19 protein-coding genes, 3 tRNA genes and 1 pseudogene are annotated in these 18734 nt (G+C 58.9%); 17 read left to right on the top strand and 6 right to left on the bottom strand.

The window, feature by feature from the left end:
• From ACMLHG_RS02540 to ACMLHG_RS02525, 4 genes are all read right to left on the bottom strand, one after another.
• Positions 1-1043, bottom strand: a 1043-nt coding sequence (locus ACMLHG_RS02540) for an ISH6 family transposase (RefSeq protein WP_417169440.1), incomplete at its 3' end; no start/stop codon positions are given.
• Positions 1044-1103: 60 nt separating this feature from the next.
• Positions 1104-1262 (bottom strand): hypothetical protein, encoded by a 159-nt coding sequence (locus ACMLHG_RS02535; RefSeq protein WP_417169439.1) that lies wholly within the window; start codon positions 1260-1262, stop codon positions 1104-1106.
• A gap of 114 nt (positions 1263-1376) precedes the next feature.
• A complete protein-coding gene (locus ACMLHG_RS02530) occupies positions 1377-3011 on the bottom strand; it encodes a glycoside hydrolase family 5 protein (protein ID WP_417169438.1) in 1635 nt (544 codons plus the stop codon).
• Between the two features lie 2 nt (positions 3012-3013).
• Positions 3014-3799 carry a prepilin-type N-terminal cleavage/methylation domain-containing protein gene (locus ACMLHG_RS02525; protein WP_417169437.1) on the bottom strand — a complete coding sequence of 262 codons (786 nt, stop codon included), beginning with the start codon at positions 3797-3799 and terminating at the stop codon, positions 3014-3016.
• A gap of 186 nt (positions 3800-3985) precedes the next feature.
• On the opposite strand from ACMLHG_RS02525, the gene ACMLHG_RS02520 reads away from it, so the two are divergent.
• Positions 3986-4819, top strand: coding sequence for a helix-turn-helix domain-containing protein (locus tag ACMLHG_RS02520; protein WP_417169436.1), 834 nt, complete (start codon positions 3986-3988; stop codon positions 4817-4819).
• A gap of 73 nt (positions 4820-4892) precedes the next feature.
• On the opposite strand, the gene ACMLHG_RS02515 is transcribed toward ACMLHG_RS02520, so the two are convergent.
• Complete coding sequence (locus tag ACMLHG_RS02515) at positions 4893-5705, bottom strand: helix-turn-helix domain-containing protein (RefSeq protein ID WP_417169435.1); 813 nt, start codon at positions 5703-5705, stop codon at positions 4893-4895.
• A gap of 132 nt (positions 5706-5837) precedes the next feature.
• Here ACMLHG_RS02515 and ACMLHG_RS02510 point away from each other — a divergent pair, with 132 nt between their 5' ends.
• From ACMLHG_RS02510 to ACMLHG_RS02500, 3 genes are all read left to right on the top strand, one after another.
• Positions 5838-7952, top strand: a complete 2115-nt coding sequence (locus ACMLHG_RS02510; RefSeq protein ID WP_417169434.1) for a hypothetical protein — start codon at positions 5838-5840, stop codon at positions 7950-7952.
• Between the two features lie 301 nt (positions 7953-8253).
• Positions 8254-9519, top strand: coding sequence for an ABC transporter permease (locus ACMLHG_RS02505; RefSeq protein WP_294432542.1), 1266 nt, complete (start codon positions 8254-8256; stop codon positions 9517-9519).
• The gene (locus ACMLHG_RS02500) at positions 9512-10201 is read left to right on the top strand and encodes an ABC transporter ATP-binding protein (protein WP_417169433.1); all 690 of its coding nucleotides are present in this window, start codon (positions 9512-9514) and stop codon (positions 10199-10201) included. Before ACMLHG_RS02505 ends, ACMLHG_RS02500 begins: the two co-directional genes overlap by 8 nt.
• Positions 10202-10229: 28 nt before the next feature.
• Here the strand turns inward: ACMLHG_RS02500 and ACMLHG_RS02495 are convergent, their stop codons facing one another.
• Entirely contained in the window at positions 10230-11174 is a 945-nt protein-coding gene (locus ACMLHG_RS02495; protein WP_295811016.1) for a nucleoside hydrolase, read from the bottom strand.
• Between the two features lie 300 nt (positions 11175-11474).
• On the opposite strand from ACMLHG_RS02495, the gene ftsA reads away from it, so the two are divergent.
• The 13 genes and pseudogenes from ftsA to rplL form a co-directional block, all read left to right on the top strand.
• Complete coding sequence (gene ftsA / locus ACMLHG_RS02490; RefSeq protein WP_294432534.1) at positions 11475-12752, top strand: cell division protein FtsA; 1278 nt, start codon at positions 11475-11477, stop codon at positions 12750-12752.
• A gap of 3 nt (positions 12753-12755) precedes the next feature.
• Positions 12756-13961 (top strand): hypothetical protein, encoded by a 1206-nt coding sequence (locus ACMLHG_RS02485; RefSeq protein ID WP_417169432.1) that lies wholly within the window; start codon positions 12756-12758, stop codon positions 13959-13961.
• A 135-nt stretch (positions 13962-14096) separates the two neighbouring features.
• A tRNA-Leu gene (locus ACMLHG_RS02480) sits at positions 14097-14181 on the top strand.
• Between the two features lie 96 nt (positions 14182-14277).
• Positions 14278-14353, top strand: a tRNA-Thr gene (locus ACMLHG_RS02475).
• Between the two features lie 60 nt (positions 14354-14413).
• Positions 14414-15610 carry an elongation factor Tu gene (gene tuf, locus ACMLHG_RS02470; RefSeq protein ID WP_294432530.1) on the top strand — a complete coding sequence of 399 codons (1197 nt, stop codon included), beginning with the start codon at positions 14414-14416 and terminating at the stop codon, positions 15608-15610.
• A 74-nt stretch (positions 15611-15684) separates the two neighbouring features.
• On the top strand, positions 15685-15837 hold the full coding sequence (gene rpmG / locus ACMLHG_RS02465; protein ID WP_294432529.1) for a 50S ribosomal protein L33: 153 nt from the start codon (positions 15685-15687) through the stop codon (positions 15835-15837).
• 23 nt (positions 15838-15860) lie between these two features.
• A tRNA-Trp gene (locus tag ACMLHG_RS02460) sits at positions 15861-15937 on the top strand.
• 39 nt (positions 15938-15976) lie between these two features.
• Positions 15977-16231: a preprotein translocase subunit SecE gene (secE, locus tag ACMLHG_RS02455; protein WP_295811022.1), complete on the top strand. Its 255-nt coding sequence runs from the start codon at positions 15977-15979 to the stop codon at positions 16229-16231.
• A gap of 15 nt (positions 16232-16246) precedes the next feature.
• Entirely contained in the window at positions 16247-16828 is a 582-nt protein-coding gene (nusG, locus tag ACMLHG_RS02450) for a transcription termination/antitermination protein NusG (protein WP_294436119.1), read from the top strand.
• A 100-nt stretch (positions 16829-16928) separates the two neighbouring features.
• Positions 16929-17357, top strand: a complete 429-nt coding sequence (gene rplK, locus ACMLHG_RS02445; protein ID WP_294436120.1) for a 50S ribosomal protein L11 — start codon at positions 16929-16931, stop codon at positions 17355-17357.
• Positions 17350-18057 (top strand): 50S ribosomal protein L1, encoded by a 708-nt coding sequence (gene rplA / locus ACMLHG_RS02440; RefSeq protein ID WP_294436121.1) that lies wholly within the window; start codon positions 17350-17352, stop codon positions 18055-18057. Before rplK ends, rplA begins: the two co-directional genes overlap by 8 nt.
• Entirely contained in the window at positions 18054-18575 is a 522-nt protein-coding gene (rplJ, locus tag ACMLHG_RS02435) for a 50S ribosomal protein L10 (RefSeq protein ID WP_294436122.1), read from the top strand. The genes rplA and rplJ overlap by 4 nt, the downstream gene beginning before the upstream one ends.
• Positions 18576-18625: 50 nt before the next feature.
• Positions 18626-18734: pseudogene (gene rplL, locus ACMLHG_RS02430) on the top strand (50S ribosomal protein L7/L12); the annotation flags it as partial.

The raw sequence follows: 18734 nt of genomic DNA, 5'->3' as shown, positions 1-18734 counted from the left end.
GCCGCCGCGTCATACCCTCGCCCTTGAAAATATCCGATCAGTTGATCGATGACCGCTTCTGTTTTCTCCATTCGTTCTTCGATATAGTCTTTCTCTTCCTCGGATACATATTTGAAATCCTCCTGCGGCAATTCAATCGCCAGCGCTCCGGCTAAAGCCTCCTGAATCGGTTTGGAATCCACCTTGCGTCCACCATCCTGATACATCGCATGATACAGATCCCGCTCAATGTGCCAGTGGCATCGTTGCTGTTCCGACGCGTATTCGGCAAAAGCCTCGGACAATCCCGGTTCTCCATCGCAGATCAAAATACTGCCATCAGGAAACTTCATCTTCTGTTCTCTCCATTGTTTGCTGATGGCATCCCAACTCGTTCCGGCCCAAGTTCCAAGCGGAAATATTTCTCCACGAGTGTTGATGCCGATAACCACTTTCAAATCGCCCTTGCGCGCTTCGCCTTTGCAACCCTCTCCTTTGAATTTGGTTCCGTCAGGCATAATTTGAATCGGAGCGGAACCAATCACCCGCTTTGAAATGTCTATTTCATCGCAATTCGTGCGCAGCACCCAACCATGCGCTGTATGAAACGAGATCGGCAGTTTCCCATCACGCGCCAACTCCTGAACCGCACGACGGTAATTCGTCTCGCTTGCCGCTTCAACAACCAGCTTTTCCAATTCATTGGTTTTTGTCTGATAACGCCCCAGGTGAATGAACCGCTGCAAAGGCGAAAAGGTTGCTCCGCACACGGAACAACTCACTCGCCAGAACGGCATTTTGAATTCCCCCAGACTGGTTCGAATACGACGTTCAAAGCTGCCGTTTAAACGAAAATGACCACGATCGCAACATTTCAAGGCATCCAGCCTGCCATGGAGAAGTCGATGGATCAAGATTTCCTGAACCATCTGTAAAATCATCTTCAGCAGCTCAGCGAAAGCCTTGCGCTCGTACACATCTGCCAGTTTGGTTACAAGTTCGTCCAGAGAAAAACCGGTTTCCGATTGACAAAACGACAAGTCCATGCTAATTTTATCCTGCATCTGCATTTCCTTTATGTTGGATTTTGAGCAAACTCAAAATAAAGGGCAGATGCACCTCTGTCAAACAACACGTCCCATCACAAAATTTGGGACATTATCAATCATTTCAACAATTCGCAAAAACTCCTTCATTTTTGCGGTTAATTCGCACAATTCTTCTTCCAGCAGTGGAAAAAGATATGTTTCCATTGTAAAGTAAAGCTTCGGCAGATCGTTCATTTTTCCTCCAGGTTTGCTACCCCTAAGTTAAAATGAACCTTCTGCCTCTTTTTTTCATCCCCAAAAATTAAAAACTTTTGAAATTACCTCTATATTTAAAGACGCTCTTTCTCTTCACCGGACCCGGGTTGACAGCTGCTTTTTGCCGGATCCGTTTTTCCGCCAGTATTTTTTCAATACCTTCATCCGGCTGGATTCATGAAGAACCCGGCCCTCTTCCTGCAGCAGGTCAGAATATTCCGGATTCCAGCCGTCCCATTCCCGGTAAAAGTGGTAAGCCCAGTGCCAGCCGAGCTCCTCGAAGATTGAGCAGAGATCGTCCAGATACTTTGCTCCTCCCGGGACCCAGCGGATCACTGAAAACTCGCCGCAGTAGACAATCGCACCGTATTTTTTCTGAAATTCCACGACCGGTTGCAGAATCAGCCGGAGGGCCTGCCGGTCGTATTGCCTCGCATCGATCCGCCCGGGATACACCAGAAACTTTCCTTGTTTGACCTCGCGGAGGCTCTCTTCGGAAACCCCCTGGTGTGTATAGCGGTGCGGTGCGTACATGTGTACTTCATACAGCACATTGCGCAGCGGCAGAGGTTTCAGGTATGGAAACGCTTCCGCATTGTCCCAGTCATTTGCCGACACGATAACCGGTTTTTCCGGATCGATTTTCCGAATTGCCGCAGCCGCCAGATACTGGCATTTGAGATAATCAAACGGAACCCTGCCGAACTGTGTCGGCTCGTTCATAAGCGAGTATCCCCAGACTGCCGGCGAATGGCGGAAACGCGTGGCGATCTCCTGCCAGATGGCGACATAGTCGTCAAGAAGTGCTTTATCAAAAAAAAGACGGAAATTGCCCAGACTGCGTTGTTGCTCTGAGATATCTGCCAGATCAGCCCCCAGCACTTCCGGTCGCTGGTAGCGTCCACCCGGAACGTCAACGAGGACCGGTATGATTTTCAACCCCAGTTTGTCGCAGGTCGGCAGCATGGCCTGCAACCGGTCCAGTGCTGCGGTCAGCGTGCGGCGGCGGGATGTTGCTTCGCCAGTTGCGTCATACCGGATCCACCAGCGCAGTACATTACCACCCAGTGCCGCAAAATCCGCCATATCCTGTTCCGTGCTTGACGGAATCGTCCCGGCACCGCGCAGCCGGGGAGCGTTGCGGACGCTGTCCGAATATTCGCAGCGGAAATCCTCCGGGAGAGGTGCTGGAGCGGGGAAGAGGTCTCGCTCTTCCAGCTTCACGTTGCGGATTTGCACTGCTCCATGGTTGTTCTGTATCCCGATCATGAGAATATTTTTGCCGGGGCTCTCCGGTACCGCGAATGAAAGTTCCTCCAGTCGTTCCGGAAACGTACCCCAGAGCCCTTGCGAAGACTGTATGTACTGTTCTCCGCCCGGGCCATGATGAACAAGCATCAGTTTGGCGCAGTTATGCCGTTCACGCGACGGCGGAATCTCCTGACCGCTGATCATTCCGGAGATGACGATTTGTTTCCCCCTGAAGGGTGTCAGATCCAGCTCAAGATGGGCTCCATAGGTCATGTTGACCAGAGTGGCGTCGAGGGGAATTTTCAGGGACAGGCTGCGATTTCCCCCGTTGTCTTTTGCCCAGTCGGCGTACTGCGTCAATACCCATTTTTCGTGGTCGAGCAGGCGATGATTTTCACCTGCTGACCAAAACGGAAATAGACTGCATGAAAACAGCAATATCAATCGATATATTCCCGACATGACTTCAACCTCCATATTCAACGATCGGTCAGGTCCCACACCTGTTTCCAACTGCCGGAGAACTCCCAGTACGGTAGTTCCGGGAAATAGTGGACCGGGCGTACATTGCCGCCGGCAAACAGAAAATTGCTACGGTTCTGGTGCGGAAACATTTTGCGCATGCGATCCGCCGGGGACCAGACATAGGAGTAGTCTGCCGCTTCCAGAAGATCAAAGAATCCGACGGCATTGTGGGTGCTATAATATTGCGGTTTCACTGCGGTCATGATTCCGATCGACGGTTTCAGCTTGTCCAAACGGCTTCCCCGGAATGTGGAATAGTCATTTGCTCCGGCTAGCCGTTCATAATAGGCCACCCCCTCTCCGGACGGTTGTGAAATCAGGCTGGTACCGACATAATTGGTATAGTAGCGAGTGTTGCTGTCGGCCGTCGCATCGGGTTCATAGGAGGGACAGAAATAGATTCCGCTGGCAGTAGAACGCCCCGGAGCAAGCGATGTATAAGGCTGAAGATAGTCTGTCAGTGCATCGGAGGGATAGAAGGTCCGAGGCAGCCTGTTCTGATAATCATTGCAGTACTGGGTCAGTGCGATAAAGATCTGCCGTTCATTGTTGGTGCATTGAATGGCCCTTGCCTTTTCCCGTGCGGAATTCAGTGCCGGGAGAAGCATGCTTGCAAGAATGGCGATGATTGCTATGACGATAAGGAGTTCGATCAACGTAAAACATTGTCTTTTATGGGTGGAAATCAATTCTGATTCAAACCGGAATATATCATTGTAATACGGGAGCCTCTCAACCATTTCCCTTTTCTCCTTCGACTGGTCGATCCACTCTGAACTTCAATTTCGTTGCAATTTTCGTTTTGCTTCTATTATACCATGAAAAAAAGAAAACAACAATGCAGATGCGTCCAAAAAAAATGGATAATAGTCTGATTTTGTACATGGAACTTGACAGGCAGGTTTCCCGCTGTTATAGTAATCGGTATGGTGCAGGATGGGAAAACAGATCAGGACTTCCGTGACGGCTTGCTGATCGGAGCCAGTGACATTCCGCAGAAGAACAAGCAGATTCCATGGCAGAAAATGTGTTTTGATCGTCCTGGAATTCTATTGACTGTCGGCGGAGAAGGGGAGATTTCGTTTGAAAATCACAGCAGGAAACTGATCTGCGGTGATCTGGTTTTGTATGATGCTTTGCCGCGGCACTCTTTTCTAGGAGTTCCGGACTGGATGTTCTACTGGTTTCATTTGCCATGTAAAATGTTCAAGTCCTACCAGAATTTGCCGTACAATACCGATGTGCCCGGTGTCCGGCTGGCGCATTTTGAGCGTCAGGAGTTCTTCCGGATCCGTATTGAAGTACAGGAGGCGTATCTGCTGGCCCTGCAGCAGCCTCCCCACTGGGAGAGATTGGCGGAATTATTGCTCCAGATCATTCTGGTTCGCGCATTTGACTGTATTGACAGCGGCCGGAGGAATTTGCCCTCGTCGCTGTCAGAGGCTGTTCGGTTGTTGAACAATTTTGATTCCGAGCAGAATATGGTGAAACTCGCCAAATTATGCGGCATGTCGCGATCCATGTTTTTTCTGCATTTTCGCCGTCAATTCGGTTGTACACCGATGGAATATCGCAACAATCTGCTGATCAGCCGTGCAAAAAAATTACTGGTCTCTTCTCCATTGCAGATTCAGGAAATTGCAGGAATTCTCCATTTCAAGGATTGTTATTATTTCAGTCGTTTTTTCCGCAGTCAGACAGGACAGACGCCTTCCGCTTATCGAAATAGGCACCGAAGGAGCGCTCCGGAGATGGGCTGACTCATCGAGAGTCACCAATGGTGTCGGCGACTGCTGGATTTCCCCTGCGGCGGCAGCTTTTAGTGTTTCGTGTCTACCGCTTCCGCCAGATGCTCGGCGCGAGGCCGGTCTGCTGTTTGAACACCCGGCTCAGGTGGAACTCGCTGGAGAACCCGCAGAGTTCGGCGATCCGGTGCAGTCGAAGTTCGGTTCCGGCGAGGTAGTGCCCCGCCGCATCCACCCGTATGCGCTGCAGCAGCGTGGTGAAGGAGCAGCCGAAAAGCTGCTTCACCAGCACGCTGGTGTGGGAGCTGGAGAGTTCCAGCTCCTGCGCAAGATCCGGCAGGCCGACCGGTTCGGCAAGGTGCGTCTGCAGAAAGTCGCGGATCCGCGCGCTGCGGAAGTCCGGGGTGTCCGCCAGCAGCCCCCGGGCGCGAAGGCGGTGAAGCACCCCGTCGGCGCAGAGCTCCCCCAGAAGCAGCAGTTGCTTCTCCTGTTCCGGAGCCATCGGCGGCAGCTTCGCGTATTCCCTCCGGAACTTTTCCGGCAGTTCCGCATCCGGCGGTGTTCCGTTTTGCCAGGCGCCGAGAAAGAGGATTCCGTAGTGGACCAGACGCTCCCGGAGCGGAAAGACCAGCTGCCGGATCCCGAACGGGCACTCCGAGACGAACGGACCCGCCGCTTCGCGGCAGCGCCGGGTCTGCCGGTGGCGGCAGTGTTCGATGCAGTGTTCGCTGAAAATCGCCGCGCAGGCGCCGATCTTCTTGTGGGAGGCGCGTTGCGGAGTGAAGAGCCGCCGCGCCTGGCGGAAATCGAAGATGCCGTCCAGCCCGAGGATGGTCAGCGGCTGCCCGGTGAGGTGTTCGAACTCCGCCAGTCCCGCTTCCAGATGTTCCAGCTCCTCCATGGAATCGATTTTCTTTCCTGTTGATGTGGTGAAACCGTATCAATATATATGAAAATCCTGAAAAAAGCCATTCTTTTCCGGAGAAATCGTGATCTATTATGGGAGAGCACATTTCAGAACCGGGAGGATACGATGGAAGATGAACGTCAGAACCGCTGTCGGGCCGCGTTGAAAAGGTGGCTGAAATTCGCGTCGGACAATCTGCTGCGCCATGTCTCCGGCCATCCGGAGCTGGCGTACTACGGAACCGGCGAAAGCGCGCACTGGGCGGTCCAGAGCAATATGAATGTCGTCGCGGCGCTGGCGGTTGCCGGGGTGGAGGAAGCCGACCCCGCGATGGTGGAGCGGGCGCTCTCCCTCTTCCGCTACGCGATGCGGACCCACGTGACCGGCGATCTTGCCGCCACCGACGGCGCGCAGTGGGGACGCCACTGGATCAGTGTGCTCGGGGCCGAACGGATGACCCACGGCGCCAACGCGCTCGAACCGTACTTCACGGCGGAGGATCGGGAGCGTTACCGGGCATTCCGTTTCTCCGAGGCGGATTTTCTTCTGCGAGAGTACCCGGTGAAGGCGAACATGCTCAACTCCAGCGGCGAAAACCGTCCCGAATCGAACATCTGGAACGGCGGCTTCCTGTGGCGGGCGGCGCTCGACTATCCGGACGCGCCGGATGCCGCACTCTGGCGGGAGAAGGGGACCCGTTTTCTGCTCAACGGCATTTCGCACGCGCTCGACGCCGCGTCGGAACAGCGGTTCGACGGCCGGCCGCTGCGCGAGTGGCACGTCGGCTTCAACTTCACCCCGAACTATTCGCTCGACCACCACGGCTACATGAATGTCGGCTACAGCATCATCTGTCTTTCGAATCTGGCGATGCTGTATTTCAACTTCCGCGAGCGCGGGCAGAGGTTGCCGGAAGCGCTCTCTCTCCATGTCGATGATCTCTGGCGGACGGTGAAGAACTTCTTCTTCGACGACGGGCGGCTGTTGCGGATCGGCGGCGACACCCGGGCGCGTTACACCTACTGCCAGTGCTATGCGTTGCCCGCGCTGTGGCTGGCGGCCGGATTCCTGCGCGACGCCGACGCGGTGCGGCTCCGGGCTCGTTACCTCGAACTGCTGTTGCGGGAGCAGGCGTGCAACTGCGACGGCAGTTTCTACGGGGAGCGGCTCCGGGGCATCCGGGAGCAGTCGACCTACTACTACACACGGCTGGAGTCCGATCCGGCGCTGGTACTATCGCAGGAGCTCCGCTGGCGGCGGTTCGCCGCTCTGCCGGAGCCGGCCGCGGAACCGCTGCCGGAGTGCCTGTGGAGCGATCCCTTCCACGGGGCTTATCTGCGGAAGAACCGGCGGGCGGTTCGCAGTTTCGTTCAGCGCGGCGCCGCCGGACCGGTGGCGCTCTGTCTCCCGGCCGATCGGAGTGATCTGGCCGAGTGGGAGGGCAACCTCTTCTGCCGGATTGGACTGCACCGGTGTGAGGTGCGCCAGGGGCGTTCCTCCGGGAGGGTGGGAGCGGATTGTTTCGTTCACTGCGGCTCGGTGACGTATGTGGAATCCCAGCCATACGGCGAGGGCGAGGGGCACTATCCGGTGGCGGAGAGCCGGTTTGCGGTCGCGGCGCTGCCCGACGGGCGGAGCATGCTGTTGCTGGAGCGGGTCGTGGTTTTGAAAGAGAGCACCTTTGACCGGGTGATTCCGGTCAATCTGCAGATTCCGAACGATCTCTACAACGGGTTCCGGCGGAGCTACCGGGCGGAACGGGAGTGCCGGGAGACGGCGGCACTCCCGGATGCGGCGGAGACGATCGACACCGGCTGCCGGAAACTGACGATCGAGGGGCGTCTCACCGTCGCGGCACTGGGCGGCGTGGAGTCGCTGTGGATCTTCCGCCCGGCGGAGCGGGAAGCGGCGCTCCTGCACGCCCCGGCGCTGAAGTCGCTCTACATCGAGACGGTCGGCGGGGACGCGGGGGCGCCGTTCCGCCGGTATCCAGCCGGAACGGTTCTTGCCGACACGGCGACGGCGCTCGCGGTCGATGCGCCGGAAACCTTCGCCGCGGCCGGGGAGTTTCTCTCCACGGCGGACGGAGTGCGCGGGGTGCGGATTCGCGGCGTCGACGGCGTGCAGTACCGGTTGCTGGCCAACTTCGGCGACGGGGAGGCCGAAGCGTCCGGCGTCTTGCTGGCGGCGGGCGAGGCGGTGCTGCAGCAAGAGGTGCAGGGAGAATTCGAGACCATCTGACTTCTTTTTCCCAAAGTAGTTATCTTCATTTTTGTTTCCGCCGGAAAGAGTGATTCACCGGGCGCGCTTCGACGAGAATGGGGCATCCAACTCGTCGGAGTCGGAGCGCGCCCTGCGGGGAACTCGTGTTTCCTGCAAGGCTCCCGGCACCTCTTTCTGCGAACCATTCGCATTCCATTTCTGATCCCGCGGGGCTTCGCACGGAATCGCATTGCGGTTTTTTCCGGAAAACTTCGGCGGCGCCCTTGCGTTTCGTTTCGCCGGTTGATATATTACCAGCTTGACAAACAATGGATTGGATATGCTGACGGAACTTTTTCTGGCCGGGCGCTATTTGAAGCCCAAGCGGAACGCGGTGTCGCTGATCACGCTTTCGAGCGTGCTCGGCGTGACGCTCGGCGTGGCGGTGCTGATGGTGGTGCTGGCGGTGATGACCGGATTCACCGACCTCATGAAGCAGAAGCTGGTGGAGACGCAGGCGCATTTTCAGGTGCGCGACCCGTGGCGGCGGGTGATCCGCGACCCGTCGGAGATCGTCGAGACGGTCCGGGCGGCGGGCGGCGACGCGGCGGCGGTGATTCAGTCGCCGGTGCTGGTGCAGCGGGGGCGCGAGCTCGACATGCAGCTGCTCCTCTTCGGCACCGGGGCGGAGGAGCTGCGCAAACACCTTGAATTCGACACCGCGCTCCGGCGGGGAATGCTTTCGCTGGAGAAGAACGAGGCGATCATCAGCACCCACATGGCGGCGCGCTGGGGGGTGAAGGTGGGCGACAAGATTCTGCTGCACTCGCCGAAGCGGCTGACCAGTCTGGTCCGGTTCAAGCCGGATGGCGGCATGGAGATCAATCCGGACAGTTCCGCCTATCTGCCCTCGGAGTTCACCGTGACCGGCATCTACTCGATCGGCAAATATGACTTCGACCGGAGCGTGCTCTTCGTCGGAATCGACGACGCGGCCGAACTTCTCGACCTGCCGTGGGGCAGTGCGACCAGCGTCTTCGGCTGGGGGCCGGACCCGTTCGAGCAGAAGGAGCTTATCAAAACCCTGCGAGAAAAGCTCGGCAGCTACCGGGTCTCCACCTGGGAGGACGAGAACAAACAGCTGCTGAGCGTGCTGGCGGTGGAGAAGCGGATGATGTTCTTCCTGCTGATCTTCATCGTGCTGGTGGCGGCGTTCAGCATCACCAATACGCTGGTGACCTCGGTCTACCAGAAGACCCGTGAGATCGGGCTGTTGAAGGCGCTCGGCGCGGGGGACGGGGCGGTGACGCGGATTTTCGTACTGCAGGGGTTCCTGATCGGGGTGATCGGCAGCGGCGTCGGGACGTTGCTGGGGTGGCTGGTGATCCATTTCCGCAACGACATCATGCACTTTGTCTCGCGGGTGACCGGCACGGAACTCTTCCCGAAAGAGCTTTACTACTTCGACGAACTGCCCGCGCACATCGTGCCCGGGGACGTCGGTTTCATCATCGCGGCGTCGGTGATTCTCTGCACGCTGGGGGCGTTGCTCCCGGCGCTGCGGGCGGCGCTGCTCGATCCGGCAAAGGCATTGCGCTATGAGTGAGACGAACGAACCGATCATCGAGCTGACCGATGTCCGGCGGAGCTACAGAATGGGCGATTCCGTGCTGGAGGTTCTGCGCGGCGTCAACTGGCGGGTGGAGCGCGGCGAGTGGGCCTGTCTGCTCGGCGCCTCCGGCAGCGGCAAGACGACGCTGCTCAATCTGATCGGCGCTCTGGAGAAGCCGGATTCCGGCACCATCCGGGTCGCCGGAACCGATCTGGCCGGACTCTCCCGCCGGGCGGCGGCGAAGTTCCGCAACCGGCGGATCGGCTTCGTGTTTCAGGCCTACCATCTTCTGCCGGAGCTGACGATTCTGGAGAATGTGATGCTTCCGGCCCGGTTTGCCGGGTTGGCGAAGCGTTCGGCGCGGGAACGGGCCGAAGCGCTGCTGGCGACGGTCGGACTCTCCGGACGGCTCCGCCACCGGCCGAGCGAACTCTCCGGCGGCGAACAGCAGCGGGCGGCGATCGCCCGGGCGCTGATCAACGAGCCGGAACTTCTGCTGGCGGATGAGCCGACCGGCAACCTTGACGGCCGGACCGGCAGCGGCATTCTCGAACTCTTCGCCGAACTTCGTTCGGAGCATCCGGAGCGTTCGATCGTGATGATCACCCACAACCGCGAGATCGCCGATCTGGCCGACCGGGTGGCGGAGCTCTCCGACGGCGTGCTCCGGAGCTGAGGGCGCCGCCGGATTCCTGTGGTGGAAATCAGTTCTGCGCCGCGTGTTTCCGCAGCAGGGTGAAGAGGTCGGCGAAGACCTGGTCGCGCTGGATGTGGGTGGCGACGCGCATCTCGTGGCGCCCGGCGGGGGCGTCGAGGTAGCGGCCGGAGTCGTCGAGCCGCGGCGCGGGGATGAGTTCCGAGCGGTATCCCTCCCGGCAGCGGAGCCAGCCGATGACGGAGATGTCCCAGATCACCTTGCTGGCGGCGAAGCCGTTTCCGATGAAGTCGCAGGTGCGGTTCAGCAGAAATTCTCCGATGGCGCCGGTGTCGGCGCAGAGCTCCCGCAGCTCCGCGGGGGTGGTGGCGAGCAGTTCGGCCACCGTGCAGCAGGGCACCTGCAGGAACGGCACGCCGGAGTCGAAGATCACCTGAGCCGCCGGAACATCCTGATAGAGATTGAATTCCCGGTTGTCCGGGTGATTGCGGTCGTGCCCGCCGAGCCAGACTACCACCAGGTCGCGGACGATCTCCGGGTCGAGCAGCAGAGCGGAGGCGACGTTGGTGATCGCTCCGATGGCGAAAACGTAGAGCGCCTTCCCGGACTGGCGCTGTTCGCGGGCGAGCTCCACGATGCGGCGCGCGGCCGCGGAGTCGACCGGGGTGCGGCGGTCCGGCAGATAGCCGGTCGAACCGCGGAAGGCGAAGCCCTCCGCCGGATGGTCGAGCAGGGCGAGAATCCGGCCGATCTCCTCGAAGCTCTTCTCCATGCCGTCGGCCGGACTGGTGGAGCGGGAGTTCAGGAACGGGGCCGCCGTCACGGCCCGGAGCCGGAGGGTTTCCGTCGCCAGCAGCGCGTAGGTGAGCGCGAACTGGTCGTCCACCTCGTTGAAGGTGTCGGTGTCGAGTACCGCGTCGACGAGTTCCGTCGGCAGGTCGAGCCGGGCCCGGCGCAGAGCCGGATCAAGTGCGGGGAAGGGAATGGAGTCCATAGCTGGTTTCCTCATGCTGCGGCCCGGTGTCATCCTCTCCGGCGGAGGCCGCCTGCCGCCGTCTCCGGTTAATATAGCGATGCTTTTTCACAAAACAACATAGTCAAGTAGAACAAAACAGGGATAATATAGCATAAAACAACGATATGAGGCATTGTCCGGCGGCGTTTCCCGGAAAGACGATAGCGGAAGAAATCCGGAGAATTCCACGGGAAATCCGGAAAGAGACTGGCAAAATTGCACTTTTGCCGATATATTTATGACGGAAGCATTGTGGTTGTTCAAACGGAGAGAGGACGGATGTTCCATTCCAGAGAGATCGTGACTGCCATCGAACTGGGCAGTTCGAAGATCTGCGTCCTGATCGGCGAGGCCGGAGAGGGGGGCCGGGTGAATATCATCGGGCGGGGCACCGCTCCGAGCGCCGGCGCCGTGGTCAAGGGCGAAATCTACAACATGGAAAAGGCGTTCGATCAGCTCGCCGCGGCGCTGGAGGAGGCGGACCGCAGCTCCAATCACGAGCTCGGCAACAGCCGGCTGGTGGTGGTGGTGGTGACCGGTTGCGGAATCGATTCCCATCAGGGGGTGGGGACGGTGTTCATCAAAAACGAACAGCACCGGGTCACCCAGAAGGAGCGGTTCGAAGCGCATGAGAACGCCAAGGTGCAGCATATCGCTCCGGACCGGGAGATCATCAACAGCTCCGAATCCTACTTCATGATCGACGGGCGGCCGGTGCGCAACCCGCTCGAACAGAATGCGCGCAAGCTGGACGCCTACGTCCATGTGGTGCACGCGGTGGCCTCCCGGCTGGAAAATTTCAGGACGATCGTCCGCGAATCCGGTTTCGAGGATTCGATGATGGAGGTCGCCTTCGCGCCGCTGGCGGCCGATTTCGGAATTCTCTCGGAGGAGGAGCGCGAACACGGCGTTCTGCTGATCGACCTCGGGGCCGGCACCACTGAATTCGATGTGGAATACAATTCTGGGATTCAGGCCTCGGGGGTGATTCAGGTCGGTTTCGACCATGTCTGCAACGACCTCTCCATCGGGCTGGATCTGCCGATCTCGCTCTGCCGGAAGATGATCGAAGACGGCTCCCTGGTGCGGGCCATACGGGAGCGGCGCGACTGGCTTGAGTTTCCCCAGCCCGGCAGCGGCATGCGGAGAATTCCGCTGGTCTCGTTTGAAACCATCATCGATCTCCGGTTGCGTGAGATCTTCGAAATCGTCAAGAAGATGGTCGCGGACCGCGGCGCACTCAACAATCTCGACGCCGGCGGCGTCCTCACCGGCGGCGGCGCGCTCTTCGAACGGACCGCCGGCATTTTCCGCGAAGTGTTCGACCTCTCCTGCCGCATCGGCCAGCCGCTGGAGGCCGGCGGGGCGGTGATCGGCGTGGAAAATCCGCGCTACAGCACCGTGTGGGGGGCGTTGAAGATCGCCGCCTATTACAACGAACTTAATTCAGGCAACCGGGGCCGGGGAACGGTCGGCAACCTGATCGACGCGGCGGACGGGTTCCTCAGCCGGTTCCGCCGGAATTTGTCCAATTTGAAAGAAACAATCCGGATGTAGCCGATGGAGCAGCAGGGAAAACCGAAGGAGATCACGATTCTGGCGCTCGGCGGAGCCGGCTGCCGCATCCTGCGCGCGCTGGCCGAAGCCCCGGCGGCGCAGTCGCTGCGGCTTCTGGCGGCGGATACCGACGCGGAGAGTCTTGCCCGGTCCGGCGTCGCGGAGAACTGCCGCCTGCTGGCCGGCGCCCGCTGGCGCGGCGGCCGCGGCTGCGGCGGGAATGTGATCGACGGGCAGCGGGCGATGGCGCATGAGCGTTCCACGCTGGAGCAGATGCTCTCCGGCAGTGCGATGCTGATGGTGATCGGCGGGCTCGGCGGCGGCACCGCTTCCGGCGGTGTGCCGGTGGTGCTGAGCGTGGCCCGCAAGCTGGGAATTCCGACGATGTTTCTGATGACGCTGCCGTTCGCGCTGGAGGGGCACAGCAAGCGCCGGGTGGCGGAGGAGACCGTCAAGGGCGAACTGCTCGGCCTGGCCGACGCGGTGCTCTGTCTGCCCAACGATCTTCTGTTTTCGGTGCTGGAGGCGACCACGCCGCTGGCGGAGGCGTTCCGCCTGGCCGACCGGGAGGTGTCGCGCACGGTGCTGGCGCTGACCGCGGTTCTGCGGAACGGCAATCTGCTGGCGGCCGATTTCGGCGATTTCGTCAGCCTTCTGAAGCGGCGCAAGAGCTACTGCAGCATCGGTGTCGGCGTCTCGTCGGAGACGGATCCGTCGGTGCGGATCGACCGGGCGATGGAGGAGCTGTTGCACTCGCCGCTGCTCGGCGGGGCCGGGAAGCTCGACGAGGCGGATGCGGTGATTCTGTCGCTGCTCGGCGGCCCGGAGCTTTCGATCGGCGAGACCAAGGCGGCGCTGGAGCTGGCGTCGCGCCAGGTGAAGCCGGAGGCGCGGGTGATCGTCGGTGCGGCGACGGCGGAAGAGTGGCGCGGGATGATTCAGCTCTGCGCGGTCACGGTCCGGCTCGATGCGGAGAACGAAATTGTCGAGGTGATGCACAAGAGCACGGAGCGTACGCCGAAGCGGAGTCGCGCGGCGGCGGCTCCGGAAGAGGACGCATCCCAGCTGACACTGCCGTTCCTGGAGACGGTTTCGAAGGGGATCATGGAGAACACCACGCCGGTGATCTGGAACGGCGAGGATCTCGATATTCCGACGTTCAAGCGGCGGAATACGGTTCTCGACAACGGGAAAACCGTGGTCGAATAGCCGTTTTTCAGGCAAAAAAAGCGCTTTGAGGCGGATTTTGCAAAAAAAACTGAAAAAATGATTTGCAAAACGCGGGGGAGCGAATATATTATGTCTCTGTTCTCGCGAGTTGGCGTGGTTCCAACGGCGGAATACGCTCGGGTGGCGGAATTGGCAGACGCGTATGGTTGAGGTCCATATGGAGTAATCCTTGGGGGTTCAAGTCCCCCCCCGAGTACCATGATAATAACGTTTTGCGCGACAGTCGCTGCAAAGCGATGAGGACGGCGGGTGGAAATCCGTCGCCTTTATTGTCGGGTAAGGTGTTTGTGCGAATGCCTACATAGCTCAGTCGGTAGAGCACATCCTTGGTAAGGATGAGGTCTCCGGTTCAAGTCCGGATGTAGGCTCCATGATATTTTGCCGATGCTGAAATAAAGTTGGAACACTAAAAAACCTTTCAGGAGGGAAAAATGGCTAAGGAAAAATTCGAAAGAACCAAGCCGCACGTCAATGTCGGTACGATCGGTCACGTCGACCACGGCAAGACCACTCTGACCGCCGCCATCACCATGGTGCTGAACAAGAAGTTCGGCGGCGAAGTCCGCAAATACGATGAAATCGACAACGCTCCGGAAGAGAAGGAGCGTGGTATCACCATCAATACCGCTCACGTGGAATACCAGACCGAGAAGCGTCACTATGCTCACGTTGACTGCCCCGGACACGCCGACTATGTGAAGAACATGATCACCGGCGCCGCGCAGATGGACGGTGCGATTCTGGTGATCGCCGCGACCGACGGCCCGATGGCCCAGACCCGCGAGCACGTGCTGCTGGCCCGTCAGGTGGGTGTGCCGGCGATCGTCGTCTTCATGAACAAGGTGGACCAGCTGGACGACCCCGAGCTGCTCGAGCTCGTTGAAATGGAAATCCGTGAGCTGCTCAACAGCTATGACTATCCCGGCGACGAGACCCCGATCATCAAAGGTTCCGCTCTGAAGGCGGTCGAGGCCGAGGGTGACCTGAACAATCCGGCGTCGCAGTGCATTCTCGAGCTCATGGATGCGGTTGACAACTTCATCCCCGAGCCGAAGCGCGATGTCGATCAGCCCTTCCTGATGCCGATCGAAGACGTGTTCTCGATTGAAGGCCGCGGCACCGTGGTGACCGGCCGTGTCGAGCGCGGAATCATCAAGCTCAACGACGAAGTTGAAATTGTCGGTATCAAACCGACGGTGAAGACCACCGTGACCGGTATTGAAATGTTCCGCAAGCTGCTCGATCAGGGCCAGGCCGGCGACAACATCGGCTGCCTGCTCCGCGGCACGAAGAAGGAAGATGTCGAGCGCGGCCAGGTGCTGGCGAAGCCGGGCAGCGTGACTCCGCACACCAAGTTCCGCGGCGAGATCTACGTTCTCTCCAAGGATGAGGGTGGCCGTCACACTCCGTTCTTCAACAACTACCGTCCGCAGTTCTACTTCCGTACGACTGACGTGACCGGCACGATCACCCTGAAGGAGGGTGTCGAAATGGTGATGCCCGGCGACAACACCACGATCACCGTGGAACTGATCGCCCCGATCGCCATGGAAAAGGGTCTGCGCTTCGCGATCCGTGAAGGCGGCCGCACGGTTGCTTCCGGCCGGGTTTCCGAAATCATCGAGTAATATCCGGATTCGGCACACGTCCCGGACCGTCGATTCCGGCGGTTCGGGATAATCATGTAAACTCAGGTAAGATTATGGCGCGTGAATTGGTTATTCTTGAGTGCACCGAGTGCAAACGCCGCAACTACACGACGATGAAAGAGAAGCGGAATACGCCGGAGCGCTTGGAAAAGAAAAAATACTGCAAATTCGAACGCAAGCACACGATTCATAAAGAGACGCGGTAAGCGGATTTCGAACAACAATTGACAGGAGAGTAGCTCAGTTGGCTAGAGCGGCGGTCTCCAAAACCGCAGGTCGTGAGTTCGAGCCTCACCTCTCCTGCCATTTTTCAGTTTATACAGACACAGGCAGGTAACGGAGAAAATGCAAGACAGTAAGAAGCGCGGTGGAAGTGCCGGAGAGATTGCCGGCGGCGTATCCTTTATGGGAAAAATTAGGCGCTTTATCTCCGAGACGATAGCCGAGCTGGGGCGGTGCACCTGGCCGAACCGGCAGCAGCTTTTCGAATCGACGGTGCTGGTGGTTGTGGCGATTGTGATCCTGGCGCTGTTTGTGGCCGGTGTTGATGAAGTGGCGCGGATAGTGATCCGGCTGGTCACGGTAGGCAGACTTTTTTAGGATTGGGGACGGATTATGAGCGAAGCTGTGGAGAATGGGAACGACAACCGCGGACAGTGGTTTGTCGTCCATACCCTTTCCGGACACGAGAACAAGGTGCGTGACACGCTGCTGCGTCAGATGCAGAGCGGCGACCAGGTGCCGGTTTACGATGCGTTCATTCCGACCGAAAAGGTGGTGGAGGTCCGTCAGGGTCGCAAGACGATCCGGGCGCGGCATCTTTTCCCGGGGTACATCTGGGTCCGGATGGATCTCTACGATGATCTCGGGATGATCAACGAAAAAGCGTGGTATTTTGTACGCAACGTCCAGGGGGTGCTCGGCTTCCTCGGCGGGACCAACAAGCCGACGCCGCTCTCGCAGCGGGAGGTGGATGAGATCATGCGTCCGGTGCAGGGCGGTGAGACCGACGTCAAGCCGAAGATCGCCTTTGAGATCGGTGAAGTGGTCCGCATCAAGGACGGAGCGTTTGAAAATTTCGAGGGTGCGATTCAGGAGATCGACAACGAGCGCGGCAAGTTGAAGCTGATGGTGTCGATTTTCGGTCGTTCCACCCCGGTCGAATTGGAGTTCTGGCAGGTCGAGCGGACCGTCTGACGGTTCTGCGCGATACTTTAGCAGTAAGGAAGAAAGATTCTCTGGTGGCGGGGCACCTGCCAGTCCGGACCACCTCGGGATCGAAAAAGGAATTGTAATCATGGCAAAGAAGGTTACAGGCTTGATCCGGTTGCAGATTCCGGCAGGCGCAGCCAATCCGGCACCGCCGATCGGTCCGGCTCTTGGTTCGGCCGGTTGCAACATCATGGAGTTCTGTAAGCAGTTCAATGCCGCCACTCAGTCTCAGAGCGGTATGATCATTCCTGTCGTGATCACGGTCTATCAGGACCGGTCGTTCACGTTCATCTGCAAGTCGCCCCCGGCTGCCGTTCTGGTGAAGAAGGCGGCGGGTGTGGCTTCCGGGGCGAAGAAGCCCGGCACGGAAAAGGCCGGCAAGATCACCCGGGCGCAGATCCGTGAAATCGTGCAGATCAAGAAGGAAGACATCAACGCCCGTGACGAGGAAGCGGCCATGCGCATCATCGAAGGCACCGCGCGCAGCATGGGAATCGAGGTGGTCGATGCGTAGAAGCAAGCTTTACAAGAAACAGGTGGAAGTTGCCGGTTTCGATGCTCAGAAGCGTTATTCCGTTTCGGAAGCGATCGCGCTGCTCAAGGGGATGCCCGGAGTGAAGTTCGATCAGACGGCGGAAGTGGCGTTCAAGCTGGGCGTGGATCCGCGCAAGTCCGACCAGACGGTGCGTGGAGCGGTTGCGCTTCCCCGCGGCACCGGCAAAACCGTCCGGGTGGCGGTGGTTGCCGACGGTCCTCTCGCGCAGGATGCGCGGGATGCCGGAGCTGATTTCGTCGGTTACGAGGATATCGTGGAGAAGATCAAGGGCGGCTGGCAGGATTTCGACATCCTGATCGCGACGCCGGATGCGATGCGTCTGGTTCGTCCCCTCGGTCGTCAGCTCGGTCCCCGCGGCCTGATGCCGAACCCGAAGACCGGTACTGTGACCGATCAGGTCGGCACGGCGGTTCGCGAGGCGAAGGCGGGTCGTGCGGAGTTCCGCGCGGATCGTGGTGCGTGCGTCCATGTTCCGTTCGGCAAGATGTCCTTTGAGGCGGATGCGCTCAAGGAGAACTTCGACGTGATTGTCGACGCGCTGAACAAGGCGAAGCCGACGACGGCGAAGGGTGCCTACATCCTCTCCTGCACGATTTCGGCGACGATGACTCCCGGAATCAAGATTAATGTCAAGGAACTGGTGAGGTCCAAAGAATGAGAAACGAAAAGCTTGTTCTGGTCAAACAGATCAGTGAGATGATCGGCGGCGCCGATTACGTGTATTTCGTCTCTTTTTCGGGACTCACCGTGAAGGAGCTTTCCGATCTTCGCAATCAGCTTGCGGCGCAGAATGCGACCTGCCACGTGTTGAAAAACACGCTGATCAAGAAGGCGGGCGAGCTGCTTAAGATCGACGGTCTGGACCAGATCGACCTTACTCTCGGGACCGCGATGGTTTCCGGTAAGGGCGATTGCAGTGCGGTCGCCAAACTGCTGGTCGACTACGGCAAGAAGAATGACAAGCTCGGCGCCAAGGGCGGCTACATGGATGGAGCGATCCTCTCCAAGGCCGAAATCGGCAGCCTGGCAGAACTGCCGTCGAAGCCCGTGCTTCAGGCGATGCTGCTCGGAGTGCTGCAGGCTCCGTCCCGGAACCTGGTCAGCGTTCTCAACGCCAAGGCTGCGAGCATCCTGAATGTGCTCAATGCGTATAAAGACAAAGTTGAAAAACAGTAAGTGAACTAAAGTTACGAATGGAGGCATTTAAGATGTCGGAAGAAAACAAAATGGAAGAGTTCGTCTCCTATGTCGAGAACCTGACCGTCCTGGAGCTTTCCAAGCTGGTCAAGACTCTGGAAGAGCGTCTGGGCGTCAGCGCCGCCGCTCCGGTTGCGG

This window comes from Victivallis sp., from assembly GCF_048170485.1.
In the GTDB taxonomy this organism is placed as follows: Bacteria; Verrucomicrobiota; Lentisphaeria; order Victivallales; family Victivallaceae; genus Victivallis.
This window is presented reverse-complemented; position numbering and strand designations above follow the sequence as displayed.